This window comes from Acidimicrobiales bacterium (genome assembly GCA_035547835.1).
Lineage (GTDB): Bacteria > Actinomycetota > Acidimicrobiia > Acidimicrobiales > Iamiaceae > DASZTW01.
Genome location: DASZTW010000005.1, coordinates 877,658 through 902,705, shown reverse-complemented (window position 1 = coordinate 902,705; position 25,048 = coordinate 877,658). Strand labels below are relative to the sequence as shown.

The 25,048-nt window shown below is 69.5% G+C and carries 27 protein-coding genes; 19 read left to right on the top strand and 8 right to left on the bottom strand.

The window, feature by feature from the left end; all coding sequences use genetic code 11:
- From VHA73_06440 to VHA73_06415, 6 genes are all read left to right on the top strand, one after another.
- Nucleotides 1-577: RHS repeat-associated core domain-containing protein (locus VHA73_06440; protein HVX17654.1), on the top strand; the 577-nt coding region annotated here is incomplete at its 5' end.
- The gene (locus VHA73_06435) at nt 574-1,146 is read left to right on the top strand and encodes a hypothetical protein (protein HVX17653.1); all 573 of its coding nucleotides are present in this window, start codon (nt 574-576) and stop codon (nt 1,144-1,146) included. The genes VHA73_06440 and VHA73_06435, both read left to right, overlap by 4 nt.
- Before the next feature lie 117 nt (nt 1,147-1,263).
- On the top strand, nt 1,264-1,788 hold the full coding sequence (locus VHA73_06430; protein HVX17652.1) for a hypothetical protein: 525 nt from the start codon (nt 1,264-1,266) through the stop codon (nt 1,786-1,788).
- A gap of 72 nt (nt 1,789-1,860) precedes the next feature.
- On the top strand, nt 1,861-2,766 hold the full coding sequence (locus tag VHA73_06425; protein ID HVX17651.1) for an RHS repeat-associated core domain-containing protein: 906 nt from the start codon (nt 1,861-1,863) through the stop codon (nt 2,764-2,766).
- A gap of 1,056 nt (nt 2,767-3,822) precedes the next feature.
- Entirely contained in the window at nt 3,823-4,608 is a 786-nt protein-coding gene (locus VHA73_06420) for a hypothetical protein (GenBank protein ID HVX17650.1), read from the top strand.
- An 8-nt stretch (nt 4,609-4,616) separates the two neighbouring features.
- On the top strand, nt 4,617-5,060 hold the full coding sequence (locus VHA73_06415; protein HVX17649.1) for a hypothetical protein: 444 nt from the start codon (nt 4,617-4,619) through the stop codon (nt 5,058-5,060).
- 1,136 nt (nt 5,061-6,196) lie between these two features.
- On the opposite strand, the gene VHA73_06410 is transcribed toward VHA73_06415, so the two are convergent.
- Genes VHA73_06410 through VHA73_06400 form a run of 3 tightly spaced genes read right to left on the bottom strand, consistent with a single transcriptional unit; the run spans nt 6,197 to nt 8,593 of the window.
- Complete coding sequence (locus VHA73_06410) at nt 6,197-7,450, bottom strand: cysteine desulfurase family protein (protein ID HVX17648.1); 1,254 nt, start codon at nt 7,448-7,450, stop codon at nt 6,197-6,199.
- Nucleotides 7,345-7,833: a hypothetical protein gene (locus tag VHA73_06405; GenBank protein ID HVX17647.1), complete on the bottom strand. Its 489-nt coding sequence runs from the start codon at nt 7,831-7,833 to the stop codon at nt 7,345-7,347. Before VHA73_06405 ends, VHA73_06410 begins: the two co-directional genes overlap by 106 nt.
- 43 nt (nt 7,834-7,876) lie before the next feature.
- Nucleotides 7,877-8,593: a helix-turn-helix domain-containing protein gene (locus VHA73_06400; protein HVX17646.1), complete on the bottom strand. Its 717-nt coding sequence runs from the start codon at nt 8,591-8,593 to the stop codon at nt 7,877-7,879.
- 51 nt (nt 8,594-8,644) lie between these two features.
- On the opposite strand from VHA73_06400, the gene VHA73_06395 reads away from it, so the two are divergent.
- The 6 genes from VHA73_06395 (at nt 8,645) to VHA73_06370 (ending at nt 14,181) form a co-directional block, all read left to right on the top strand.
- A complete protein-coding gene (locus tag VHA73_06395) occupies nt 8,645-9,820 on the top strand; it encodes a P-loop NTPase (protein HVX17645.1) in 1,176 nt (391 codons plus the stop codon).
- 297 nt (nt 9,821-10,117) lie between these two features.
- Nucleotides 10,118-10,861, top strand: coding sequence for a molybdopterin-dependent oxidoreductase (locus VHA73_06390; GenBank protein ID HVX17644.1), 744 nt, complete (start codon nt 10,118-10,120; stop codon nt 10,859-10,861).
- The gene (locus VHA73_06385) at nt 10,858-11,550 is read left to right on the top strand and encodes a cytochrome b/b6 domain-containing protein (protein HVX17643.1); all 693 of its coding nucleotides are present in this window, start codon (nt 10,858-10,860) and stop codon (nt 11,548-11,550) included. Before VHA73_06390 ends, VHA73_06385 begins: the two co-directional genes overlap by 4 nt.
- Before the next feature lie 100 nt (nt 11,551-11,650).
- Nucleotides 11,651-11,890, top strand: a complete 240-nt coding sequence (locus VHA73_06380) for a DUF3107 domain-containing protein (GenBank protein HVX17642.1) — start codon at nt 11,651-11,653, stop codon at nt 11,888-11,890.
- A gap of 3 nt (nt 11,891-11,893) precedes the next feature.
- A complete protein-coding gene (locus VHA73_06375) occupies nt 11,894-12,844 on the top strand; it encodes an ArsA family ATPase (protein HVX17641.1) in 951 nt (316 codons plus the stop codon).
- On the top strand, nt 12,844-14,181 hold the full coding sequence (locus VHA73_06370) for an ArsA-related P-loop ATPase (protein ID HVX17640.1): 1,338 nt from the start codon (nt 12,844-12,846) through the stop codon (nt 14,179-14,181). Before VHA73_06375 ends, VHA73_06370 begins: the two co-directional genes overlap by 1 nt.
- Nucleotides 14,182-14,225: 44 nt before the next feature.
- Here the strand turns inward: VHA73_06370 and VHA73_06365 are convergent, their stop codons facing one another.
- Nucleotides 14,226-14,831, bottom strand: coding sequence for an ATP-dependent Clp protease proteolytic subunit (locus tag VHA73_06365; GenBank protein HVX17639.1), 606 nt, complete (start codon nt 14,829-14,831; stop codon nt 14,226-14,228).
- A gap of 97 nt (nt 14,832-14,928) precedes the next feature.
- Between VHA73_06365 and VHA73_06360 the strand changes: the two genes are divergently transcribed.
- On the top strand, nt 14,929-15,378 hold the full coding sequence (locus VHA73_06360) for an SRPBCC domain-containing protein (protein HVX17638.1): 450 nt from the start codon (nt 14,929-14,931) through the stop codon (nt 15,376-15,378).
- Nucleotides 15,375-15,725, top strand: a complete 351-nt coding sequence (locus VHA73_06355; GenBank protein HVX17637.1) for a metalloregulator ArsR/SmtB family transcription factor — start codon at nt 15,375-15,377, stop codon at nt 15,723-15,725. Before VHA73_06360 ends, VHA73_06355 begins: the two co-directional genes overlap by 4 nt.
- A gap of 154 nt (nt 15,726-15,879) precedes the next feature.
- On the opposite strand, the gene VHA73_06350 is transcribed toward VHA73_06355, so the two are convergent.
- A complete protein-coding gene (locus VHA73_06350; GenBank protein HVX17636.1) occupies nt 15,880-16,722 on the bottom strand; it encodes a thioesterase family protein in 843 nt (280 codons plus the stop codon).
- Entirely contained in the window at nt 16,719-18,032 is a 1,314-nt protein-coding gene (locus VHA73_06345; protein HVX17635.1) for a hypothetical protein, read from the bottom strand. The genes VHA73_06350 and VHA73_06345 overlap by 4 nt, the downstream gene beginning before the upstream one ends.
- Nucleotides 18,033-18,049: 17 nt before the next feature.
- Between VHA73_06345 and VHA73_06340 the strand changes: the two genes are divergently transcribed.
- Nucleotides 18,050-19,243 carry a cytochrome P450 gene (locus VHA73_06340; GenBank protein HVX17634.1) on the top strand — a complete coding sequence of 398 codons (1,194 nt, stop codon included), beginning with the start codon at nt 18,050-18,052 and terminating at the stop codon, nt 19,241-19,243.
- Complete coding sequence (locus tag VHA73_06335) at nt 19,240-20,781, top strand: histidine kinase N-terminal domain-containing protein (protein ID HVX17633.1); 1,542 nt, start codon at nt 19,240-19,242, stop codon at nt 20,779-20,781. The genes VHA73_06340 and VHA73_06335 overlap by 4 nt, the downstream gene beginning before the upstream one ends.
- A 103-nt stretch (nt 20,782-20,884) precedes the next feature.
- On the opposite strand, the gene VHA73_06330 is transcribed toward VHA73_06335, so the two are convergent.
- Nucleotides 20,885-21,151, bottom strand: coding sequence for a WhiB family transcriptional regulator (locus VHA73_06330; GenBank protein ID HVX17632.1), 267 nt, complete (start codon nt 21,149-21,151; stop codon nt 20,885-20,887).
- A gap of 231 nt (nt 21,152-21,382) precedes the next feature.
- On the opposite strand from VHA73_06330, the gene VHA73_06325 reads away from it, so the two are divergent.
- Nucleotides 21,383-22,114, top strand: coding sequence for a glycerophosphodiester phosphodiesterase (locus VHA73_06325; GenBank protein HVX17631.1), 732 nt, complete (start codon nt 21,383-21,385; stop codon nt 22,112-22,114).
- Nucleotides 22,115-22,149: 35 nt separating this feature from the next.
- Here the strand turns inward: VHA73_06325 and VHA73_06320 are convergent, their stop codons facing one another.
- Nucleotides 22,150-23,094, bottom strand: coding sequence for a diacylglycerol kinase family protein (locus VHA73_06320; protein ID HVX17630.1), 945 nt, complete (start codon nt 23,092-23,094; stop codon nt 22,150-22,152).
- Between the two features lie 166 nt (nt 23,095-23,260).
- On the opposite strand from VHA73_06320, the gene VHA73_06315 reads away from it, so the two are divergent.
- Both VHA73_06315 and VHA73_06310 read left to right on the top strand, forming a co-directional pair.
- On the top strand, nt 23,261-24,040 hold the full coding sequence (locus VHA73_06315) for an electron transfer flavoprotein subunit beta/FixA family protein (protein ID HVX17629.1): 780 nt from the start codon (nt 23,261-23,263) through the stop codon (nt 24,038-24,040).
- A 21-nt stretch (nt 24,041-24,061) separates the two neighbouring features.
- Nucleotides 24,062-25,030, top strand: a complete 969-nt coding sequence (locus VHA73_06310; GenBank protein ID HVX17628.1) for an electron transfer flavoprotein subunit alpha/FixB family protein — start codon at nt 24,062-24,064, stop codon at nt 25,028-25,030.
- Nucleotides 25,031-25,048 lie beyond the last annotated feature (18 nt).

Sequence of the window (25,048 nt, the reverse complement as noted above, 5' to 3'; positions counted from 1 at the left end):
CGGGCTACGCCCCACCATCGAGATGGGCGCCCGACCGTATGACCCTCAACTCGGCAGATTCCTCACCATCGACCCCGTCCCCGGCGGCTCCGCCAACAACTACGACTACACCAACCAAAACCCCATCGGCGCCACCGACCTAGGCGGCACCATGACCGACTACGGCAACGGCTACATCGCCGTCAACCCGCCTGAGGATCTCCCGGTCAATCGGAGACGGGGCCAGCACACCTCTATCTCTTGCACCGGAATGCCCTCTCGATTCAGCACTCTTATCTGTTCCGGCGGCCGAGCCGTCGGCCCAGGCACTGCTGCCAACCGCTACACACACGCCTTCTTCCCACAGCCGCGGAAGGAGGCCCACGGCCTCTTAGCAGCTATCAATAGGGTGGGGAGGGCCATGTGGTCGGCCGTCTCCAGCCCGGGCGTTGATGGCACGATCTTCAAATTCTATCAATTGCTAACTGCCGGTGGTCGGACAGTCCCGGGTCCGGCGCCCGGGCCGGTGATCATTCCACGAGACGTGATCTGCCGGGTTAGCCCTCACGCACCCGGCTGCGCAACTCCAGCTGCATGAGGCGCGACGAACGGCTTGCTGTCCGCTTCTCGGATAAGCCTGTTCGCGAAGATTGGACAATCCTCTCGCTATTGTGGGGTGAGTTGCCATTGGGCGTGACGGGCGTGGCGGTGATGGTGATTCGAGATCAACACGGCACTGAGCGCTTCCGGCAGGACGTGCGGCGAAGGTCGCAAATGCGTGCGAGAGCAGCGGTCCTCAAAACCGCTGCAACATTGAACGACGACGACCTCGAGTCCTACCATGCCACCGGGCGATGGGCGGACGTGGTGCGGAAGTACACGCCGCCGCCCCCCATGACGGAAGCGGAAGCGGCCAAGATCCCCTGGTGGTTGGCCGCAGCAACGCTCCTCACGACACCACTCTTCATTCCGGCAATATTGACAACGATCTTCGTCCCGGCCCTGCGATGGATGGTCGCCGTATGGGTCATCGTAGTCTGGGCCACCCATCTGTACGCTTGGCGACATGGCTGGCTGCGAGTCGGCGCCTTCGATGACAACACGCTTCGTGATCATTACCGCAGATGTCTTCGACGGGTCATGAAGACGGCCACAGCTCGTCGATGACACTTGTCTAAGTGTGTAATCCACACGGGTTCACTAGTAAGCCGCGACGGGCGCTGGATCGTGTGGTCTGAAGCGACCGGTTATGTATTCATGATCCATCGAACGAGGTAGGTCAGCGTGATCCAACGAGCCCGAGAGTGGGTTCGGGACTTCCGTCGCGGGACGCCCGTCCAGGGTCAGGTTGCGGTCTTGGCGTGGGTCGCACTGGTGTGCTCGGCGGCAGGCGTCGGGATCTTCGGGCTCGTCCTGGCATCGCGGATCGTTGGCACAATCGTGTTGCTCATGGCCGTGGCCACGGCTGTATGGTCGCTCGCTGGTCTTCGCCAGCACGTGGCGGGACTCCACGCCGGGCGTTCAAGTGGGCCGGAGCCGTTCGTCGGCGCTCCGGAGATAGCCGACCCGGCCCGGGGGTCTGGATGGAACTTCGCTCCTCCTCCGGGGCCGCGGTTGAACTCGCTATCGAGGCTGGCCGCGGTGTTGTTGTGCGTTCTCGGCGCCCCATCGATTGTCGTCTTGATGATCCGCCTGGCAACCGGCGGCCACATCAGCGCAGGTCTGATGGTGCAGGTAGTCTTCACTGTCCTGCTCTTCGTGACGATCGTCAGGTGTGTGACCGTCGGTCGACCCGCCCGCTGGCGCTGATGGGCTACCGAACGGGTTGACGCCACGTCGGGTGCGGCGACCTCCACGTTTGGCTATGACACCGCTGGCCGCGTGACCGATGCGTCGGTCGCCACGGGTGGTGGGGGGTCTTCTACGCTGCGGTACGTGTACGGCACGACCACGGGGTGTGGCGCAGGCGCGATGGTGGATCCGGGTGCGGACTCGAACCGTTCTGCGGTGACCATCGATGGCGCCACCACCGATTACTGCTACGGGCCCGGTGATCGTCTCACCTGGACGTCGGGCGCCACGCCGGTCGGGGCGGTGGCCCATGACGGGCACGGCAACACGACCCGCCCCGTCGAACACCAAGCCGGGCTACGCCCCACCATCGAGATGGGCGCCCGACCGTATGACCCTCAACTCGGCAGGTTCCTCACCATCGACCCCGTCCCCGGCGGCTCCGCCAACAACTACGACTACACCAACCAAAACCCCATCGGCGCCACCGACCTAGGCGGCACCATGACCGACTACGGCAACGGCTACATCGCCGTCAACCCGTCGGGCTACGCGACGCAGCGGCGAGCCGCCTACACGGCGATCCAACCGCCCCGTTACACAGGCTCACCGGGCGACACGATCGCCCACATGAGAACCATGACCGCCCACCCCATGCCCGCCAACCGCTACACCCACGCCTTCTTCCCCCAAGTCAAGGAAGCCGGCAGATCCTGGTGGCAAAGAGGCTTACATACGCTCGGCGATGTAACGAACGTACTAGCCGGGTTCGCGAGCATACCTTGTGCCGATGGAGTCAAGCAGGCGTGCGTAGTGTCCGGCGTGCTGGGCATATCATCTTCAGCGCTGTACATCGGAAGTGGGTCGGTTGGTCAGGGCGTCTGCGAACTCGCCGCCACTGCGGTCGGGGTGACTGGTCTGCCGGGTATGCGAACAGAAGGCGGGAGTGCGCTCCTCGGCCTCGGCGGCAGCCTCTCGTGCGCGGCGGCCGGTTAGGTGACACACCCCTTGGACCAGACACCCCTCGACGGGTTCCAAGTCAGCCGGGGTTCATTAGCGTATGAGCTATTGCTCGACCTGGTGATGGCATGCAGCGCATGGCTCTTGCTATTACTGGTGTCCGGAGTACTACTTACTGTGGTGACCTGCGCAGCGGCCGCGGCGGCGACGTTAGCCATCCTTGTCAGACGGCTCCGAATGCCGACCAGGCTGATTCTGCTGGCCTCAGGTCTGCAGTTCAGGGCACCCGTGCGACGCGTCACGATTCCCTGGAGTGACCTGGTTGCAGTGTTGCGTGGCGGAGGAGGAAGAAATCTCTACTACGTCTGGAAGGCTATGGATCGGAAGATCACAACGCCAACTGGATTCACGAATGAGGCTGCGCTCTTCACCGAGGTATCTCGACGGGCGACCAACCTAAGGACAGTGCCTTGAGACGTGAAGGACGGCCCAATGCGGAGGGCTCGCTTCGTGCCCCCGCGGTCTCCGCATACACGAGCCCCCACGCCGGCCAGCTGAGCACATCGCGCACAGCAGGGAAGGCAGCATGGGACATGGTGAAGCTCGGAGCGTCGACTGTCAGACCGCTGGCCAATCTCATCATCGAGGCGCACGAACGTCCATCGCCTGCCAAACAGGCGGCGCGGCGGACGCATACGTAGGACTATGCGCGGCGGCCTATAGGGATTCGCAAATGAGGTCGCACTGTTCACTGAGGTATCTCGGCGCTTCGCGTTTCAGCGAGGTGTGACCGTGTCGAGTCGGTCTCAGCTCGGTTTCCCGTCATAGAGCAGCACGCGGATGCGGTAGCGGGCGAAGCGGCGGAACCCGAACCCGACACGCTTGCCCGCTTGATGAGGTTGTTGATCGCCTCGGTCGGGCCGTTGCTCACCGGCGCGTGGTGCCACGCGACGATCTGGTCCCGCCACCGGGCGATGGTGCGGCCCAGCGAACTGACCTTGATCGGGCACGACTCGTCTTGCAGGCGCCGGCGAACTGGCCGGCCAACTCCGGACTGTCAAGGTCGTAGATCGATGGCATGGCTTCCCTCGCGTGCCAGGCCGTGCGGACCTCGCCATGTGGGTCACCGGATGCGAGCAAGCCGATGGCCGGGTGACATCGCAGTCGTGGGACGGCGCCGTGGTCGCCCGGGTGTCCTACGACGCGCACTTCGACCTTGCCTCGGTGGCGTACCCGACCGGGGCCGGTAACGGCGGCAACGGCACGTCGTTGACCGTCGGCCGCGACGCCGAGGGCCGCACCGACTCGTTGACCGCCACAGGCCCAGGCGGGACGCTCACCTCCGATCAGGTCGCGTCCGGGTCGGGGTCGGGGTACTCCCAGTCAGGCCGCGTCGTGGCCGAACGGGTCGACGCCACGTCGGGCGCGGCGACCTCCACGTTCGCGTATGACACCGCTGGCCGCGTGACCGATGCGTCGGTCGCCACGGGTGGTGGGGGGTCTTCTACGCTGCGGTACGTGTACGGCACGACCGCGGGGTGCGCTGGTGGCGCGATGGTGGATCCGGGTGCGGACTCGAACCGTTCTGCGGTGACCATCGATGGCGCCACCACCGACTACTGCTACGGGCCCGGTGACCGTCTCACGTCCACGTCGGGTGCCGCTGCGGTCGGGGCCGTTGGCTATGACGTGCACGGCAACACGAACAGCCTGGGTGGCGACAGCTACACCAAGGCGGGCTACGCCCCACCATCGAGATGGGCGCCCGACCGTATGACCCTCAACTCGGCAGATTCCTCACCGTCGACCCCGTCCCCGACGGCTCCGCCAACAACTACGACTACACCAACCAAAACCCCATCCGCGCCACCGACCTAGGCGGCACCATGACCAACTACGGCAACGGCTACATCGCCGTCAACCCCCCATCCTGGACGAGACAGCGCGCGGCGTACACCTTCTACGTTCAGAACCCCGTCCCTCATGCTCTGCTGAGGAAGCCAACACGGCCCGCCAACCGCTACACCCACGCCTTCTTCCCGAATCCTCCGAAGAAGAGGTCCTGGATAGTAGGGGCAGCCAGCTGGGCGAACCGTGATCTCATCCAGCCAATTCACCACGGCGTCGTGCAGCCAGCCTGGCATGCCGCGCCCTCGATAAGCGAGACATTGAATCGGGTCAGATCTGCCATAGGCGCCTGTGAGATAGCCGGGACGTCCGGCGGCATCGCGGGCGTGTACGTGGCGCCATTCACAGGCCCCGAAGCCCCCGAAGTTGGTGCAGGTATAGGATGCGCCGGAGGGCTCATATACGGGTGGGAGTTCGGATGAGTCGTCTCGCCGCTATGCGGGTCTGGACCGTGGACCTCATTCGGCCCCTCACCCCAACGATGCGGTTCGCGTTGTTCGCAATTGTCGTCTTCCTCGTGGGTTTAGTTCCTACGGGTGTGCTCGCGATCGTGGATCATTGCCTTCCGCTTGGTTTGGCGGCCTTCGCGGTTGCCGCCCTCGGTCTTGGGTGGCTCATTTGGCGCCTGAACCAGTTTGTCGGTCGGGTACGGGCGGGCGGTGACCCGTTCCTTTGAAGGTGTGTCGATCTTCCGTAGAGGGACCGATGCCCTGTGCAGACGGAGCCAAGCTCGCCTGTATCGGTTCCGTCGCAACTGGAGGGCTCGCGGGCACCGCCTATCTCGGATCGGGTGATCCTCGCGCGGCAGAGTGCACGGCGATTGCGACCGGGGTCGGTCTCACTGGACTGCCTGGCTTCAGGTCGCCGCCTCAAAAGGCCCTTCTCAATCTGGCGGCGAGCGTGGAATGTGGCTAACGGGGAAAGTCGCGTGGGAGATGAAGAGGTTAGAACGTTTGATCTCAAACCGATCGATCTCTGGACTGAACGTATACAAGCGATGGTACTTCCCATGGTAGCTCTGATATTGGCGGTAGCGCTAGGTGGGGTGTTTCGCATCGTGGTTGCGTCCAGCGCCCTCCTCTTGCTGGTGGTATCAGCCCGTCACTACCTACGCTTGCCGACTCGTATATCTATTACGAGGGACTCGATTGTTTTCCGCGCTGCCGCCAGGCGTGTGGACGTGCCGCTAGAGCGCCTTCGTTCTGTGCAGCTTGCAAACGGGCTTGGTAGGTCATCGCTGTATCGATGGCGATGGAGTGATGGCTCGATCCGATCCGCGACGGGATTCCGAGATGAGTCCTGCCTGTTTGAGCTCCTCGAAAGCCGCGCACCCAACCTTGAGGCCTTGCCGGGGAGATGAACCTGCCATCGCCCCCATCGGCAGCTACTCACAGGCCCACGAGCTCGTCGGCTTCTGTGGAGTCCCGGTCGCACAAGCGGGTCGCCGGTGACGATGCCAACGGCCTATGCGTGGCGCTCAGGGCCCCGAGGCCCTGTCCATTCAGGCGAGGCGGTCGTCCAGTGATGTGAAACCACCCGAGCTCGCGGGACGGCCCAGTCAGCGTGCCAGGGAGCGGAGGCGGTCGAGGACGGCGGGGAGGGAGGCAGCGAGGGCGTCGATGTCGGCGTCGGTGGTGTTCCAGCCCACGGAGAGGCGCAGCGAGTGGTGTGCGTCGACGCCCATTGCTTCGAGCACCGGCGACGGCTCCAACGACTCCGATGCGCATGCGCTGCCGGAGTGCGCGGCGATGCCGGCCTGGTCGAGGCCGAGCAGCACGGCTTGCGGCTCGACGCCTTCGGTGCCGACGCAGACGAGGTGGGGTGCGCGATGGACGGGGTCGCCGTAGGGGGTGATCCCGTCGAGGCCGGCGAGCACCTGGCGGAGCCGGGTGGTGAGACGCTCGGCCCGTGCGGCTTCCGTGGCGAGGCGGTCGTCGGTGGCCAGGGTCGCGGCGGCCGCGCCGAGGCCGACGAGTGCCGGCACGTTCTCGAGACCCGCCCGGCGGGCCCGTTCCTGATCGCCGCCGAGGAGCAGGGGCTCGAGTCGCAGGCCCCGCCGCACCAGCAACATGCCCGTGCCGGCAGGCCCGCCGAGCTTGTGGCCGCTGACCGACAACAGGTCGGCGCCGAGGGCGTCGAAGTCGATCGGGATGCGCCCGCCAGCTTGCGCCGCGTCGACGTGCACGAGGACGTCGCGCTCGCGGCAGGCCGCCACGATCTCGGCCACGGGTTGCACCGTGCCCACCTCGTGGTTGGCCCACTGCACGTGGACCGCCGCGACCTGAGCATCGGGCTGGTCGATCGCGGTGACGACCTCGTCGACGGCGACCCGACCGCCGCTGTCGACCGGCACCACGGTGACGGGCCCGAGCCGGGCGGCGCCGAGGCGTACCGCGGAGTGCTCTACCGCGCTCACCACTTGGCGCGTCGGGGTTGCGGCATCTCGCGTGGCGTGGCGGCGCGCGGCGCCCCACACCGCGGCAGCGATCGCTTCGGTGGCCCCACTGGTGAACACCACCTCCCGCGAGCGCGCCCCGAGCAGCTCGGCGACCTGGTCGCGGGCGGTCTCGAGCGCGGCCCGCGCGGCCATGCCTTCTGCGTGGATCCGGCTCGGGTCGCCGGGTGAGGCCTGCAGGCACTCGACCATCGCGGCGGCGGCCTCGGGTCGGAGCGGGCTGGTCGAGGCGTGGTCGAGGTAGTGGCGGGTCACGGGAAGCTGGTCGGTGACGTGGTGGCGGAGCTGGTGGGCGCGCTCGTGGCGGAGGTGACCGACGGGCCGGAGCCAGCCCCCGCGCAGTTGGACTGGACCCACGCCTCGACCTGCTGGGACTGCCGGGTGAGGTTGGCGGCGCGGTCGGTGTAGTTGGTGAACGCCCTCGTGAGCGACTCGCTGTCGGTGGCGGCGGCCGCCCGGTGATCGAACTCCGACAACGCCTCGGCGAGCTGCCGTGCCGGCTGGCGGATGGTGCTCGGGGCCTGGTCGGCAGCGTGGTTCGCCGCAGTGGCGGCGGCGTGGATCTTCTGTTGCACGACCGGCCGGTTGTCGAGCGACGACGACTGGATCTCCGCGCCGAGCTGGCGGGCGCGATCGGTGGCCGCGCAGAACGCACGGGGATCGGCCTTGTTGCCCGACGAGCAGGCGGGCGCGGCGGCGACGGCGAGCAACCCCAACACCACGGCGGCGGCGCGACGCATCACGGCGCGATCGGTGCGCGGCCGGCGGGCCGTGGCGGGCGGGTCACGTCTCGACGGCGGTCGCGCAGATCTCGTCGCCCCGCGCCACCGACGACTCGGTGGCGGTGGTGGTGGCGCCGTACAGGCCGCTCAGCATGCCCTTCACCATGCCGCGGTCGACGGCGCAGATCACGGGATGCTCGAGCGCGGCCTCGCCGAAGGGGCAGTGGTCGTTCACGATGCGCAGCCCGTCGGCCGCCGTCTCGGTGCGCGCCGCGAAGCCGTGCGCGGTCATGGCGTCGGCCACGGCGTGCAGCGCGGTGCGGAACGAGCGTTGCGCATCCGCGCCGCCCATCGCCTGCGCCATGTGCTGGCCGAACTCGGCGCCGACGTCTTCGGCGAGCTGCTCGGCCGTGGTGGCCGGCAGCAGCGCGAGCGCCCGGCCGAGAAGCGTGGCAAGCACCTCGTCGTGGCGGATCGGCAGCTCGATCTCGGGCTGGTCGTCGGGTACCCGGTAGCGCTTCGACGGTCGGCCGGCCCCTGCGTTGCTCGCCCGACCGACCGAGACCTCGAGGTAGCCGCCGCTGGTGAGCTTGTCGAGGTGGTGGCGGGCGACGTTGGGGTGCAACTCGAAGTGCTGGGCCACTTCCGCGGCGGTGACGCCGGTGGCGGTGTCGCGAGCGAGCAGGTAGATGTCGCGGCGGGTGGGGTCGCCGAAGGCCGAGGTGATGGCGGTGACGGCCGACGCGAACTCCGTGCGGGAGAGAGAGCTGCTCGTCACGGCCGGTATTCTACCTACGTCCGTAGTGGAAATTCTGGAGGCCACCCGCTCGTGCCTGTCACCCACGACGCCGTCATCGAGGCGCTCCGCCCGGTGCACGACCCCGAGCTGCACCGTTCGATCGTCGACCTCGGGATGGTGCGCGACGTGACGGTTGTCGGCGGCGACGGCGCGGCGCCGTCGGGGGCCGCCGGCCTCACGATCGCGGTGGCGATCGACCTCACAGTCGCGGGCTGCCCGCTGCGCGGCGAGATCGACCGCCGCGTGCGCAACGCGGTCACCGAGCTGGCGCCCGACGCCACGCTCGACCTCCAGTTCGGCGTGATGACCGACGAGCAGCGCGCCGCGGTGCGCCGACAGCTCCACGGCGACCCTGCCGCCACGGCCGGGTCGAACCCGTCGGTCGGCCACAGCGAAGGCCGGGCGATCCCGTTCGCCGACCCGGCGTGCCGCACCCGCGTGTTGCTCATCGCGTCGGGCAAGGGCGGGGTGGGCAAGTCGTCGATCACCGCCAACTTGTCGATCGCGCTGGCCCGGCGCGGCCACACGGTCGGGGTGCTCGACGCCGACGTGTGGGGGTTCTCGATCCCGCGCATGTTGGGCGTCGAACGTCCGCCGACGGTCATCGACGAGATGCTGGTGCCGCCCGAAGTGCACGGCGTGCGCTGCATCTCGATGGGCTTCTTCGCCCGCGAGGACCAGCCGGTGATCTGGCGCGGGCCCATGCTGCACAAGGCGCTCGAGCAGTTTCTCACCGATGTGTTCTGGGACGAGCCCGACTTCCTGCTCGTCGACCTGCCGCCCGGCACCGGCGACATCTCGATCTCGCTGGCACAGTTCCTGCCCCGCGCCGAGCTCTACGTGGTGACCACCCCGCAGCCCGCCGCTCAGCGGGTGGCGCAGCGAGCCGCGTTCATGGGCCAGAAAGTGAACCTCGAGGTCAAGGGGATCATCGAGAACATGAGCTGGTTCACCGCCGATGACAGCACCCGCTACGAACTGTTCGGCTCCGGCGGCGGCCAGGAGCTCGCCGACCGGCTCGACGTGCCGCTGCTCGGCAAGGTGCCGTTGGTGCCGGCGCTGCGCGAAGGCTCCGACGACGGCCGCCCGATCGTCGCGGAACAGCCCGACGGTGAAGCCGCCGCCGCGTTCGCCGCGATCGCCGAAGCCATCGACGTCGAGCTCGCCCCCACCCGCCGCTGGAACGCCGAGCTGAAGATCATCTGACGGCCCGCCGCCTGCGGGCGGTCGTCACCCGTGCGGCATGGCCTTGCCGCGTCACATGATCGTGAAGTGCGCGCCACGGTGCTCCACCGCGTCGAGGAGATCGGCGAAGTGTCGAGATGCGTGGGTGGCGCTGACCTCGGGCACAGAGATCAGAAGATGTGATCAGGGACCTGCGCGTTGCGCCCGCAAGGAGCCGACCACGCCGCGGATGTCGACACCAACATCTGGTCCACGTGATGGTCGTGGAGGGAAAGGCCGACGTGGGGCGCGCCGCGCGGCGTCGTAGCGTGGGGGTCTGTGAGCGAGCATTCCGGCGACGCCACACCGCCGGAGGAGCCCGAAGCCGGCTCCCCGATCGGGCGGCGCATCGTGCTGGCGATGGCGGGGCTCGGCGCGGCCGGCATCGTGTGGGGCGCCAAGGCGCAGTCAGGCCTCGAGCGCATGCTGCGGCCGATCACGTTGCGCGATCCCACGGGGCTGTCGAACTTCGTGCCGAGCGCGGGGCGGTTTCGGATCTACTCGGTGACCGGTGGCCTGCCGCACGAGTCCGCGATTGCCTACCGCTTGCGGGTGCACGGCCTCGTCGATCGGCCCACGACCTTCACGCTCGACGACCTGCGGCGCCTGCCGCCGACTGCGCTCGCCAAGGACTTCCAGTGCGTCACCGGATGGCGAGTGCCGGACGTGCACTGGAAGGGCGTGGCGCTCTCGCGCCTGCTCGACGAGGTCGGCGCCAAGCCCGAGGGCCGCTTTCTCACCTTCTACTCCTTCGACGGCACGTACACCGAGAGCCTCACCGTCGAGCAGGCCCGCCGGCCCGACGTCATCGCGGCGTACGAGATGATCGGCAAGACGGTGACCCGTGAGCATGGCGGCCCGGTGCGGCTCTACGTGGCGCCGATGTACGGCTACAAGTCACTGAAGTGGCTCCAGCGGATCGAGGTCACCGACACGCTCCAGGCGGGGTTCTGGGAGGGCCAGGGCTACGACGTGGACGGTTGGGTCGGACGGTCCAACGGCCGCTCGGACGAGCCGACATGACTGCCGTGGCCGCGACGGCCGGCGACTCCGGGCGCGCACCCGCAGAACCGACGGGCCGCGTGCGGCGTTTCACCGGCACCGAGCGGATCGTGCACTGGACCACCGCGGCCGCGATGGTGTCGCTCGTCGGTACCGGCCTGATCCTCTACGTGGGCCAGCTCTCGGGCCTGGTCGGCCGGCGCGAACTGATCCGCACCATCCACGTGTGGTCGGGCTTCGCGCTCGCCGTGCCGCTGCTGGTCGGCCTGCTCGGCCCGTGGCGAGGCGCGCTGGTGGCCGACCTCCGGCGCCTCAACCGGTGGACGGCCTACGACCGCCGTTGGATCCTGCGCCGCCGGGTCCGCGTGGCGGCGGTCGACCGACCGGCCGCCGCGCCCATCGGCAAGTTCAACGCCGGCCAGAAGCTGTTCGCGGCGTTCGCCGGCGGATCGATCCCGGTCATGTTGGCCACCGGATCGGTCATGCACTGGTTCGACCACTTCGCGGTCGACCTCCGCACCGGCGCCACGTTCGTGCACGACTGGGTGGCCATCGGGTTGTTCGTGGCGGTGCCGTTCCACATCGTCAAGGCGCTGAGCGAGCCGGTGCTGTTGCGCGCGATGGTGCGGGGGTGGGTGCCGCGCCGCTGGGCCGACGTCCACCGACCCCGGTGGCTGGCCGCCGACCCGCCCGAGGCAGGGCAGACCTGACCGCGGATCCGGCGCCACTTGGGTGGCGTGGCCCTGTGCGCCCCTACGATGGGCGACCCCGACCGGACCGACTTCGTCCGAACCGACCAGGAGGCCCTCCGTGGACGTGCGCATCGGTGTGACGTACAGCCCCAAAGAGCTCACCATCGAGCTCGACAGCGACGTCGACCTCGTCAAGCTCAAGAAGGACATCGACGCCGCGCTCGAGGTCGGCGGCAAGGCGTCGGTGCTGTGGCTCACCGACCGACGCGGGCGCCAGGTCGGGGTGCCGTCCGACAAGGTCGCGTACGTCGAGATCGGCAGCCCCGACGCGGACCGCCGCATCGGGTTCGGCAGCTGAACCATGCCGGTCGACCTGCTGAACCGCCGCCTGCTGTTCGTCACCGGCAAGGGCGGAGTCGGCAAGTCGACGGTCGCGGCCAGCCTCGGGATGGTCGCCGCCGACCAAGGCAAGCGCACGTTGGTCTGCGAGGTCGACGCCAAGGGCAACTTGGCCGACTTCTTCGAGGTCGACCGCACCGGTTTCAAGCCGCGCCAGCTCCAAGACGACCTCTTCGTGATGTCGATGGACACCGAGGAGTCGCTGAAGGAGTACTTGCGGCTCCAGCTGAAGGTGCCGCTGGTCGGCAAGATCGGACCCGTCGCCCGCACGCTCGACTACGCGGCCAACGCGCTGCCGGGCGTGAAGGAGATCCTCACCATCGGCAAGCTCTGCTGGGAGGTCCGCGAACGCAACTACGACCTCGTCGTGGTCGACTCGGTCGCGTCGGGTCACATCATCGGCCAGCTCGCCGCAGCCGAGGGCATCAACGAGCTGGTGCAAGTCGGCATCGTCCGCAACCAGACCCAGTGGATGCTCGACTTGCTCAACGACGCCCGCACCACCGGGGTGGTGATCGTCTCCGCGCCCGAGGAGATGCCCGTCAACGAGACGCTCGAGCTGGCGGGTCGCATCAACGCCGAGACCGACGTCGACATCGCGGCGGTGGTGGTCAACCGCGTGCTGCCCGAGCTGTTCGCCCGCGGCGAGGAAGCGATCTTCGACCGGCTCCGCCAGCCGGCGCTGGCCACCGCGCTGTCGAGCGCGGCGAGCGGCGACGCCAGCACGGTGCTCGAAGGGGCCGAGCTGGCCATCACATTGCGGCGCACCCGCGCCGGGCACCTCGCCCGGCTGCGTGAGGAGCTGCCCGGCAACATCCCGCAGCTCTACGTGCCGTACCTCTTCAGCCGCTCCCACGGCGTGCGGGCCACGCGCCAGATCGCCGAGGCGCTGAGCCAGGAGCTCGGCTACTGATGGCCGGCCGCGCCGCGAAGCCGGCTTCGGGTCGCTCGGCCAAGGCGGCCGGCTCGAAGGCCGGCGCCCCCAAGCGGGCCCGGCGCTCGGGTGGTCGTGGGGCCGGCGACGGGCGCGACGGATCGGGTGACCGCCGGGCGTTCATCCGCGAGGCGGCCGCGTCGGGCGCCAAGCCGTCGTCGCTCGAAGAGCTGCTGGCGGCCAAGGAGATCGTGATCTCGTGCGGTTCGGGCGGCGTGGGCAAGACCACCACGGCTGCCGCGCTGGCTGCGATGGCCGCCGCGTACCACGGCGGCAAGGTGCTGGTGCTGACCGTCGACCCGGCGCGCCGGCTGGCCAACGCGCTCGGCCTCGAGGAGTTCGGCAACGTCGAGGTGCGGGTGCCGGCCAAAGCGTTCACAGCGGCGGGCGTGGAGCCCCGCGGCGAGCTGTACGCCGCCATGCTCGACACCAAGCAGTCGTGGGACGACCTCATCCGCCGTCACGCGCCCGACGCCAAGACCCGCGACGCGCTGCTGGCGAACCCGCTGTACAACAACGTCACCGGCAAGTTCGTGCAGAGCCACGACTACATCGCCATGGAGCGGCTGTACGAGATCCACGCATCGGGCACCTATGACCTGATCGTGGTCGACACCCCGCCCACCCGGAACGCGATCGACTTCCTCGAAGCACCCGATCGCATGGCCGAGCTGTTCACCGGACGGTTGCTGCGCTGGCTGCTCGCCCCCTACCAGTCACGCGTGTTCAGCGCCGCGTCGCGCCCGTTCTACAAGGTGGCCGACCGCGTGCTCGGCGCCCAGGTGCTCGAGGACCTGGCCGAGTTCTTCATGCTGCTCACCACCATGTCCGACGGCTTCATCGAGCGGGCCCGGTCGGTGAGCCGCACCTTGGCCGACAAGCGCACCACGTTCATCGTGGTGTCCACCCTCGAGTCCGCGCCGGTGCAAGAAGCCGAGTTCTTCATCGAGGCCCTGCACGACCGGAACTTCCAACTGGGTGCAGTCGTGCTCAACAAGGTGCTGCCCGACTACTTGCGCGACCCGGGCGGCTCCACGGTGGCGCGGCGGTTGGCCGACGACCACGAAGCGGTCGCCGGCACGCTGCTCGACGCCCACGGGGAGCTCGCCGAGCTCGGCACCCAGGCCGACATCGGCCGCGTGCTGCGCGAGGTGGGCGAGAGCTTCTTGAACTACTCGGTGGTCGCCAAGCGCGAAGCCGAACAGCGCGCCGAGCTGGGGCGCATCCCCGAAGTCGTGGCGAGCGTGCCGTACTTCGACGCGGACATCATCGACCTCGGCGGTCTCCTGCAACTCGGCAACGCCGTCTGGGAGTGACCAGCCGGCCTGAGGCGACGATCGACTCGCCCCCGCCGGCTTGATCACGACGCTCGAGCCGCCGCCTTTCGCGACGGCAGCACCGCGTCGACCAGTCCGTACGCCACCGCGTCGTCGCCGCGCAGGATGTAGTCGCGGTCGATGTCCTCGGTGATGCGCTTCACCGGCCGCCCGGTCGCCTCGACCAGCACGTCGATCATCCGCTTGCGCAGCTCCACCATCTCGGCCACCGCCCGTTCCAGGTCGGTCGACTGTCCTTGCGCCCCGCCATGCGGTTGGTGGATCAGCACCCGTGCGTTGGGCAACACATAGCGCTTGCCTTTGGTGCCGGCCGCGAGCAGCACCGCGGCGGCGGAGCAGGCCTGACCGACGCACACCGTCGCCACGTCGGACTCGAGGAACTGCATCGTGTCGTAGATCCCGAACAGCTCGACCATGTCGCCGCCGGGCGAGTTGAGGTACAGCCAGATGTCTCGGCCGGGCGCCTCGGCGTCGAGGTGCAGCAGTTGGGCGATCACCAGGTTCGCCGACGTCTCGTTGATCTCGGTGCCGAGGAACACGATCCGTGACCCGAGCAGCCGGGAGTACAAGTCGACCAGCCGCTCTCCTTTGGCGGTCTGTTCGCTGACAGTGGGCACGAGCATCGACATCCAGGGCTCCTCTCGCACATAGTGCAACCCGATAGTTGCACGATGTGGGCACGATAGGAGGTTGTCCGAGCGAACTGCAACCGGTAGGTTGCTCGACATGATCGAACTCTGCGTGGAGCGCGAGGTCGAGCTCGAAGCCGACATCGACGAGGTGTGGGCCGCGATCGTCGACGTCGACACCTGGCTGGTCGACGCCGGAGAACTCGACCTCGAATCGGGGAGCGAGCGGGAGCTGGTCGACGGCGGTGTGCGGCGGCGTGCCGTGGTCGACGAAGTGGTCGAGGGGCGCCGGCTGGCGTACCGCTGGTGGAGCGACGGCGACGCGGCGGGCGACATGGCGAGCCGGGTCGACATCACGTTGGAGCCACGCGATGGCGCCACCCGTGTGGTGGTGCGCGAGACGCCGCTGCCGGTGGTGGGTGCGCGGGCGAGCGTGCGCGCCGACGCGTCGGCCGGCACCGCGGCGCGGGTGCGCTCGGGGCGGTGGTGGGAGGTCCGGCTGACCTGCCTGGCGTTCACAGCGCTCGCCGGGCGCGTCGCAGTGTGACCAAGCGCGCCGGCGCGGCGACGGCGCGCACGGCCGCGTCGCTCGACGAGGTGCTCGGCGCGCTGGCCGACCCCACCCGGCGGGCGTTGTTCGAGCGACTGGTGCGCGAAGGACCCGACACCGCGACCCGCTTGGCCGGTGACCTCCCGATAAGTCGCCAAGCGGTGGTGAAGCACCTCCAGGTCTTGGCCGCCGCCGACTTGGTGACCACCGAGCGCCGAGGCCGCGAAGTGCGCTACGAGGCCGACGCGGCCGCTCTCGGCCCCGCCAACGCGTGGTTCACGGCTACCGGCGTGGCCTGGGACCGTCGCCTCGGCCGCTTGCGTGAGCGCGTGCGGCGCACCTGATCCCGACCTCCGTCGCTGCGCACGAGCCGAGCGGCGCACCTGATCCCGACGTCCGTCGCTGCGCACGAGCCGATCGCGCGGGTCTTGCGCGGCCCGCGGCCGCCGGACGTCCACGAGCGGGCCGCTCGCGCACGAGCCGCTCGCGTCGACCGCGTCAGCGGTTGCGGTCGAACAGCAACGTCTGGATGGCGCGGCCGATGCGGCCTTCGCGGTCGAACAACGCCGATTCGGCGAGCCCGACCGCGCCGCTGCCGAGCCACGTGATGGCGTCGAGGCAGATCCACTCGCCGACGGGCTCGCGAGCCACCGCGATCGTTAGGTCGGGGTTGATGAACGTGAAGTCGTCGATGTGGAACAACCCGGAGATGCCGTTGCCGAAGTCGGCCACCGCGGCCATTCGCTGCCACGGCGAGGGCGACTCGCCGGCCACGACCGGTACGTCGAGTCGTAGCCAGTCGACCGTCGGTCCGGGCCGGTCGAAGCCGCCGGACACGATGCGGTGCTCCACCGAGTGGCTGTGGAACGCCACTTGTTCGGGCTCGCTCCAGTAGACGACGGGCGGCGGGTCGTCGACGAACGGCGGCGCCGCGCTGCGCTCCGGTGGCGCGGCGCCTGCGGGGACGTGGTCTTCGGGGTGCAAGGTCTCGTCGCGCCGGATCCGCTGGGCCGTGGCCCGGGTGACTTCGAGACCCGATCCGGCCACGGTCACCGTGACCGCGACGCCTTGCACCTTGCGGCCGGGCCGGGTGACCTCAGCCCGCACCGCGAGCGGCTCGAGCGGCACCGGCCGCAACAGCTCGAGCGTGAGTCGGGCGGTGTGCAGCTCGGCCGGCGCCGGCACCCGTTCGACTTCGCGCGCCACCAGCGCTGCGACCGGACCCCCGTGCAGCGCGCCGGGGTCCCACGGTCCACGGCTGTACTCGGTGGGCAGCCAGGTGTGGTCGCCGGCCGGCTCGAACAGCGATGCGCCGGGATCGGCGTCGCCCGGCGCGCTCACGCCGGCGAGCGGCGAGCGGGTGCCGCCACTGGCGTGCCGCGCCGCTGGAACCTGAAGGCCGCGCCGGTCGAGATCTCGGTGAGCTCCACTTCGGGTGGTTCGGGCGTGGCGGCGTCGGTGTCGACCCGGATGGTCCACGCGGCCACCGCGTCGCCGGTCGGTTCGGCCCGTTCGACCACCGCGTGCGGGGTCAGGCACGCCGTGACAGACGTGAGCACGGCGTTGGCCGCGTCGTGCTCGGCGATGAGTGCCAGCCAGGTGAGGCCGTCGGGCTCGTCGAGCGCGGGGCACGGGCCGAGCGCGAGGGTGAGGTGATCGTCGGGGCCGTCGCCGGCGCGGCCGAGGCGCACGTCGACGTAGGACCGGGGCAGCAGCAGGGGGTGGACGGCCAGCACCGCGGCCAACCCGTCGAGGTCGGTCGGCAGCCCGAGCGCGGCGGCGAGGCGCTTGGTGGCCACGCCCCCCACCCCCGCGGCCTGGCGGATCCCGAGCGCGGCGGCGAGGTCGCCGCCGCTGCGGTCTGCCACCTGCAACAGGTACGAGCGCGAGAGCAGGTGCCCTTGCAGCGCCACCTCGTCGAGCACGGCGCTCAGCGTCGCGGAGGAGAAGCGTTCGACGACCAGGTCGGGTTCGACCGGGCCGTCGTAGCGGTCGTCGCCGTCGTCGGTCGCCAGCCCTGGCGCCGGAGTGGCGAGCGGAACCGCGGCCGCTTGCGACGCGCCGACCAGCTCCGCCTCGCGCGGCGTCGGCAACGGGTCGGCGTCGGCCACGATGGTGACCGTCCACGCGCAGTGCGGGTGGCGGTCGGCCGGCGTGCGGGGCGGGCGGTGGATGGGTCGCACCTGCGCACGGGCGTTGGTGGCCACGGCCGTGGCGTCGAACGTGGGGTCCTCGATGTCGTGGCACATCGCGAACACGAACTCTTCGCCCATCGGCTCGACGTCCATCAGCGCGCCGCAGTGGTCGAGCCAGAACTCGCCGTGGGTCGCGTCGTGCACCCGGTAGCGGAAGTCCATGAACTCGGGCGGCGCCCCGATGTCGAACTGCATCCCCTTGAAGATGGTCTCGACGTCGTCGCCCTCGAAGCCGAGCAGCTGTTGCATGCGCTTGGTGTAGATCGGGCTGGCACCCATCCACTCCGCGATCGCCGTGTCGCGCATCCCCTCCATGCCGTACTGCTCGACCAGCAGCGGCATGCCGGCCCGGTCGATCAGGTGCCCCGCGAGGAGCAGTTCGCGAGTGAGCTCCGCGAGCTCGTCATGGGTACGACCGGCCCAAGGCGAGGCCGGGGACGGTGCGAGCGAAGGCATGGGGGCAGACTATGGCGATGCCCACGGCCGAGGTGAGCTACGACCCGTACGACTACGCCATCCACGAGGACCCGTACCCGACATATGCCCGCATGCGGGAGGAAACGCCCGCCTACCACAACGCCGAGCGCGGGTTCTGGGCCCTGTCCCGCCACGCCGACGTGATGGACGGCTTTCGCGACAACGTCCGCTACTCCAACGAGTACGGCGTGTCGATCGATCCGGCTGCGTGGGGGCCGCACGCGCACCGCAGCGCGTCGTTCCTCGCCATGGACCCGCCGCGCCACGACCGGATGCGGGCGCTCGTCTCCCGCGCGTTCACGCCCCGGCGCGTCGCGCTGCTCGAAGACGACGTGCGGACCCTCACCCGCAAGCACCTCGGTCCCGCCCTCGACCAGCCGACGTTCGACATGGTCGGCGACCTCGCCGGCAAGTTGCCGATGGACGTCGTCTCCGAGCTGATCGGCGTGCCCGAAGCCGACCGCGATCAGCTCCGGGGATGGGCCGACCTGTTGTTGCACCGCGAGCCGGGCATCGACGACATCCCACCCGCCGGCGCCGCGGCCGCGCTGTCGCTGGCCTCGTACTACGCCGACCTCGTGGCCGATCGACGCAAGCACCCACACGAGGACCTCACCTCGGCGCTGCTCGACGCCGAGCTCGACGGTGACCGCCTGAGCGACGACGACGTCATCGGCTTCTTGTCGCTGATGGTCGTGGCCGGCAACGAGACCACCACCAAGCTGCTCGCCAACGCGTGGTACTGGGCATGGCGCTTCCCCGAGCAGCGGGCGATCCCGTTCGGTGACCCCGCTCGCATCCCCGCATGGGTCGAGGAGACGCTGCGGTTCGACACGTCGAGCCAGCTGCTGGCGCGGCGCGCCGTGGTCGACGTGTCGCTGCACGGGACCACGATCCCCGCCGGCGGGCAGGTCCTGTTGCTGGCGGGCTCCGCGAATCGTGACCCGAGGGTGTTCGACGATCCCGACGAGTTCCGCATCGGGCGCGACACTCAGGGTCTCGCCAGCTTCGGGATGGGCCGGCACCACTGCCTCGGCGCCTCGCTCGCCCGCCTCGAGGCGCGGGTCTGCCTCGAGGAGCTGGTCGGCGCAGTGGCCGATTACGAGATCGACGAGGCCGGCGCGAAACGGGTGCACTCGGTGAACGTGCGCGGGTTCGCGACACTGCCCACGAGAGCAGTCCGGCGGTGAGCGAGGCCGAGGAGCTTCCTGACGAGGTGCCCACCGCGGCGCCGTCCAAGCCGGTCGTGCCCGGCGAGCCGGTCGTCGCCGACCAAGGCGAGCTCGAGCGCATCCGCGCCGGCTTGGGTCTCGGACCGACCGGGCACTTGCTGCGGTTGGTCGCGAGCTGGAACCTGCTCGCCGACTTCTGCTTCTCCGACCTGTTGCTGTTCGTGCCAGCCGACCAGGAGGCGCACCGGTTCGCTGTGTGGGGCCAAGTCCGCCCGTCGACCGGCCAGACGCTGTACCGCGCCGACCTCGTCGGCCAGATCGTCGACGACGACGAACGCCCGCTCATCGCCCGGTCGTTCCGGCTCGGCGAGATCATCGAAGGCGAGATCACGATCGCCGCCATCCGCGAGCGCGTGCGTGTGCTGTGCATCCCGATCCGCTTCCAAGGTGAGGTGATCGGCGTGTTGAGTCGGGAGGCCGTCCCCTCGGTCGCCCGCCAGACCGGCGACTTGGAGCGCGCGTACGTCGACATCTTCAATCGCCTCGCCCGGATGATCGCGTCAGGCGACTTCCCGTTCGCCGCGGTCGACAGCGAGAGCGACGAGTCGCCGCGTGTCGGCGACGGCGTGCTCACCCTCGACCGGGGCGCCCGGGTCGAGTACGCGTCGCCGAACGCCGTGTCGGCGCTGCACCGGGTGGGCGTCCACGCCAATGCCGAGGGCATGCGGCTCGGCGAGCTGGGTCTCGACGACGACGTGATCCGCACGGCGTTCAGCGAGGCCGCGCCCACCAGCAACGAGTTCGAGCGAGGCCGCGACGTCACCATGCTGTTGCGGTGCATCCCGTTGCTCGACCACGGCCGCGTCACCGGCGCGGTGGTGCTCGTGCGCGACATCTCCGAGCTCCGGCGCCGTGACCGCCTGTTGCTGTCGAAGGACGCCACGATCCGCGAGATCCACCACCGGGTGAAGAACAACCTCCAGACGATCTCGTCGCTGCTGCGGCTGCAAGGTCGTCGCAGCGGATCGCCGGAAGCCAAAGCCGCGATCGAGGAATCGGTGCGGCGCATCTCGTCGATCGCGGTCGTGCACGAGACGCTGTCGAAGGAGGCGGGCGAGGACGTGCCGTTCGTCGACATCGTGCGCCCCTTGGTCCGCATGGTCGAAGACGGCCTGTTGGCGCCCGAGCGTCAGGTTCGCTTCGTGGTCGACGGCGACGCGGGCACGTTGCCGGCCGACGTGGCGACGCCGCTGTCGGTGGTGATCACCGAGTTGCTGCAGAACACGGTCGACCACGCGTTCCCCGACGGCGCCAGCGGTGAAGTGCACATCTCGCTCGCCGACGAGCACGGCGAGCTGGTGGTGCGAGTGGCCGACACCGGCGTGGGGTTGCCCGAAGGGTTCGACATCGGCCAGGCGGGTGGCTTGGGCCTCACGATCGTCCGGGCGCTGGTGACCTCCGACCTCGCCGGCACCATCACGGCCACGAGCCCGCCGGGCCGCACGGGCACGGTGGTGGAAGTGCGGGTGCCGACCCACGTCGCCCGCTCGGCTTGAGCCGGCGTGCCGGCGCGCCATCCAGAGCCGGACGCGACACGACCTCCCACGGGTGGCGGGAGGTCGTCGACGGGGGGTGTGGGGGAGTGGGTGTGGCGGTTGGTCAGGCCATGGCCGACTGGCGGCCGCGTGCCACCCACTGCTTGCGCAGCTTGCGGCGCTCCTCCTCGGAGGTGCCGCCCCAGATGCCCGAGTCCTGGTTGGTCTCGAGGGCGTACTCCAGGCACTGGACCTGGACTTCGCACGACCGGCAGACCGACTTGGCCGTCTCGATCTGCTCGATCGCCGGGCCGGTGGTACCGACCGGGAAGAACAGCTCCGGGTTGGTGTCTCGACACGATGACCGCCGACGCCATTCGTCGGATGCCAGCGTGAGCGACAAGAGGTGGCTCGAGGTAAGGGCCACTTGGTCCCTCCGCACATACGGCCACGAGATGCTCGTGACAAGCTTCACATGCTGCATCGCTCAGTAGGAGAAGCGACCACAGCGGGAACGGAGGTCAACGGTACCCACTCGTGAACGCACCCGCAAGGGAAATTTCCCTGTTCTTTACCGTTTCGGGCGTGACCCTTGTCGCACCCACCGACCTCGAGGCCAGTCATGTCGCACCCGCAGTTCCCTGACCCGCCCAACCGACCGTTCGTGCTCGGCCACCGCGGCGCGCCGCGGGTCGAGCCGGAGAACACCCTGGCCGGCTACCGCGCGGCTCGGCGCATGGGCGCCGACGGGATCGAGCTCGACGTGCGGCGCACGGCCGACGGGCGACTCGCCATCCACCACGATGCCCACTTGCCCGACGGGCGAGCGATCTGCGACATCGAAGCGGCGGACCTGCCGTCGTCGGTGCCCGACCTCGCCGCCGCGCTCGACGAGTGCCCGGGATTCCTCGTCAACATCGAGATCAAGAACAACCCCGGCGATGCGGACTTCGACCCGTCCGACGCCGTGACCGAAGGGGTCGTCGCGGCCCTCGCGCAGCGCAAGGTGGATGGCCACGACGACTGGGTGCTCATCTCGTCGTTCAACCCCGTGTCGCTCGATGTGGTGCGGCGGCTCGACCCGTCGCTCGCCACCGCCCAGCTCATGGGGGCACTCGAGGACGCCGCGTCGACCGCGGACGCAGCCGCCCGAGCGGGCCACTTGGCGCTGCACTTGTGGGAGCCCACGATCGACGCCGCCGTGCTGGCGTACGCCCACGACCGCGGGTTGCGGGTGACGGCGTGGACCGTCAACGACCCCGAACAGCTGCGGTCGCTCGCCGCGCTCGGCGCCGACGGCGTGTGCACCGACGTGCCCGACGTGGCCTTGGCCGCCTTCCGCCCGGCGACCTGAGCGTGCTGGGCGCGGCGGAGCGCCCCGGGGCACGGTCAGGCGTCCAGCGCGTCGGTGGGGGTGGGGAGGGGGAGCACCAGCGACAGGACGTCGGGCTCGTGACGCAGCTCGAGCTCCTCGACTTCGCCGAGGTAGTCGCCGTCGACCTGGTACGGCACGGGTCCGTAGCCCTTGATCGTGAGCTGGGACTCGTCGGGCCGGTAGTCGACCTTGCCGATCCGGTGGAGCTGGCGGGCGCCCCGCAGCGCGCCGCCGGCCACCCGCAGCATCCCGGTGAACGACATGGTGCGCACGGTGACGGTGGACAAGGCGTGGTCGAAGTCGGCGTCGGGGGCGATGTCGAGCGGCCGGTTCCCCAAGAACGTGTACGGGTTCGTGTTGCAGCAGATGGCGAGATAGGCGTCGTCGACCAGCGTGCCGTCGCTGTGCAACACCGAGAAGCGCGGGCGTGAGCGGTCGTAGTGGCGGAACCAGGTGGCGAACGCGGCGTACACGAACAAGGCGTGGCCGGCGTAGCGCTTCAACCGGCCCCGCGCTTCCACTTGGGCCACGACCGCGGCGTCGAAGCCGATGCCGACGTGGAACGTGAAGTACCGGCCGTTGGCCGACCCGAGCCCGACCCGCCGGATCGAGCCGGCCGCGAGCGCGTCGAGCAGCGCCCCGGTGGCCTCGATGGGGTCGTTGGGCAGGCCGATCGTGCGGGCGAAGACGTTGGTCGAGCCGCCGGGCAGCGCCGCAAGCGCGCAGTCGGTGCCGGCGAGCCCGTTCGCCGCCTCGTTCAACGTGCCGTCGCCGCCGAGCACCACGACCACCTCGGTGCCGGTCGCGGCTGCACCGCGGGCGAGGCGCGTGGCGTGCCCCCGACGGCTGGTCTCGGCGACGGTGACCTCGTGGTCGGCCGACAGCGCCTTGCCGATCACCACGCGGGCGCGTGCGGTGACCGACGATGCCGACGCGTTGACCAGCAGCAGGACCTTCATGGGCGGCCTGACGCTACCGGACACCTCCGCGCCCGGCCCCGCCCTGGCTCGGATGGTGCCGGGAGGAAGGCGGTGAGTAGGGTCTCCCTCTGTTGCCTGCGCCGGTCCCGACCGTGTCGCTCCGTCCGCAACCCACCTTCGAAACCCCGGAGGAGCTCGAACCCTCATGAACGTCGTCGTCTGCGTGAAGCAGATTCCTGACCCGGCCGACCCTGGCTCTCTCGACCCCGACCACACGCTGAACCGCAGCGGCAAGCTCATCTTGGACGACTCCGACTCGTACGGCGTCGAGATGGCCCTCCAGCTGCGCGACAACGCCGGCGGTGGCGAGGTGTCGCTGGTCTCCATGGCTCCCAACGGCGAAGTCGCCGGCCTGCGCACCGCGTTGGCGATGGGCGCCGACAAGGCGGTGCTGGTGAGCGACGACGCGCTCGCAGGGTCGTCGGCGCTGTCGACCGCCAAGGTGCTCGCCAAGGCCATCGGCCGCATCGACGGCGCCGACCTGATCCTCACCGCGACCGAGGCGTCCGACGGCTACACGGGCACGGTGCCCGGCCAGCTCGCCGAGCTGCTCGGCCTGCCATCGGTCACGTTCGCCAAGCACATCGAGGTCGACGGCAGCACCGTGAAGGTGCAGCGCCAGACCGAGGCTGGTTACGACATGGTCACGTCGCCGCTGCCGGCCGTCGTGTCGGTGACCGCGGGCGTCGTCGAGCCCCGCTACCCCTCGTTCAAGGGGATCATGGCGGCCAAGTCCAAGCCGGTCGACCAGGTGACCGTGGCTGACCTCGGCCTCGACGCCGGCGATGTCGGCTGGGCCGGCGCCGGCCAGGAGATCATCAGCGTCGCTCCCGCCGAGGAGCGAGCTGCGGGCGAGATCGTCGAAGACGAGGGTGAGGCCCACCTGAAGATCGTGGCCTTCCTCGAGCAGCTCAAGGTCATCTGAGGGAAGGGAAGGAAACAACCAGTGGCTCTCTCACGCATCTGGGTGCACGCCGAGGCTGCCGACGGCAAGGTCGCCACCATCACCCTCGAGATCCTGGCAAAGGCCCGCGAGATCGCGGACACCGTCGAGTGCTTCTACTCCGGTGCCGACGCCGACGCGGTGGCCGCCACCTTGGGCGCGCACGGCGCGTCGAAGGTCTACGCGACGGGTGACCTCAGCGGAGCCCTGCCGGGTGTCCCGGTCGCTGCCGCGCTGGCCGCCAAGATCGAAGGCGGCGACGCCCCCGACCTGGTCGTGTTCGGCACCACGTACGACGGTCGGGACATCGCCGCTCGCCTGTCGGTGCGGCTCGACAAGGCCGCCCTCACCAACAACATCGACCTCGAGCTCGACGGCGACACGGTTGTCGTAACCGAGCCTGTTTTCGGTGGCACGCAGATCGTCAAGACCCGGTTCACGACACCGGGCCCGAACCTCGTGTTGATCCGCCCGAAGTCGTTCCCGGCCGAGGAGAGCGGTGGCGGCCCGGCTGCGGTCGAGGCCCTCGCCGTGCCCGACACGCCGGGCACGAGCGGCGCGACGATCACCGACCACCACGTCGAGGAGAGCACCGGCCCGAAGCTCGACGAGGCCGAAGTGGTCGTCTCCGGTGGTCGAGGCCTCGGTGAAGCCGGCAAGTACGAGATGATCGAGACCCTGGCCAAGCTCCTCAAAGGTGCGCCGGGCGCCTCTCGCGCCATCGTCGACGCCGGCTGGGTGCCGTACTCGCACCAGGTCGGTCAGACCGGCAAGGTCGTGAAGCCCACCGTCTACATGGCGTGCGGGATCTCCGGTGCCACCCAGCACCTGGTCGGCATGAAGGGCTCGAAGAACATCATCGCCGTGAACAAGGACCCCGAGGCGCCGATCTTCTCGGTCGCCGACCTCGGCATCGTGGGCGACGTCCACAAGGTCCTCCCGAAGCTCATCGAGGCCCTCCAAGCCCGCTGACCCGCAAAACAACCTCCG

Excerpts from the sequence above, each read along its gene's own strand:
- VHA73_06435 (HVX17653.1), top strand. The coding sequence starts at position 574 with ATGAGGCGCGACGAACGGCTTGCTGTCCGCTTCTCGGATAAGCCTGTT.
- VHA73_06415 (HVX17649.1), top strand. The coding sequence starts at position 4,617 with ATGACCAACTACGGCAACGGCTACATCGCCGTCAACCCCCCATCCTGG.
- VHA73_06405 (HVX17647.1), bottom strand. The coding sequence starts at position 7,833 with ATGCGTCGCGCCGCCGCCGTGGTGTTGGGGTTGCTCGCCGTCGCCGCC.
- VHA73_06385 (HVX17643.1), top strand. The coding sequence starts at position 10,858 with ATGACTGCCGTGGCCGCGACGGCCGGCGACTCCGGGCGCGCACCCGCA.
- VHA73_06375 (HVX17641.1), top strand. The coding sequence starts at position 11,894 with ATGCCGGTCGACCTGCTGAACCGCCGCCTGCTGTTCGTCACCGGCAAG.
- VHA73_06370 (HVX17640.1), top strand. The coding sequence starts at position 12,844 with ATGGCCGGCCGCGCCGCGAAGCCGGCTTCGGGTCGCTCGGCCAAGGCG.
- VHA73_06365 (HVX17639.1), bottom strand. The coding sequence starts at position 14,831 with ATGTCGATGCTCGTGCCCACTGTCAGCGAACAGACCGCCAAAGGAGAG.
- VHA73_06360 (HVX17638.1), top strand. The coding sequence starts at position 14,929 with ATGATCGAACTCTGCGTGGAGCGCGAGGTCGAGCTCGAAGCCGACATC.
- VHA73_06345 (HVX17635.1), bottom strand. The coding sequence starts at position 18,032 with ATGCCTTCGCTCGCACCGTCCCCGGCCTCGCCTTGGGCCGGTCGTACC.
- VHA73_06340 (HVX17634.1), top strand. The coding sequence starts at position 18,050 with ATGCCCACGGCCGAGGTGAGCTACGACCCGTACGACTACGCCATCCAC.
- VHA73_06325 (HVX17631.1), top strand. The coding sequence starts at position 21,383 with ATGTCGCACCCGCAGTTCCCTGACCCGCCCAACCGACCGTTCGTGCTC.
- VHA73_06320 (HVX17630.1), bottom strand. The coding sequence starts at position 23,094 with ATGAAGGTCCTGCTGCTGGTCAACGCGTCGGCATCGTCGGTCACCGCA.
- VHA73_06315 (HVX17629.1), top strand. The coding sequence starts at position 23,261 with ATGAACGTCGTCGTCTGCGTGAAGCAGATTCCTGACCCGGCCGACCCT.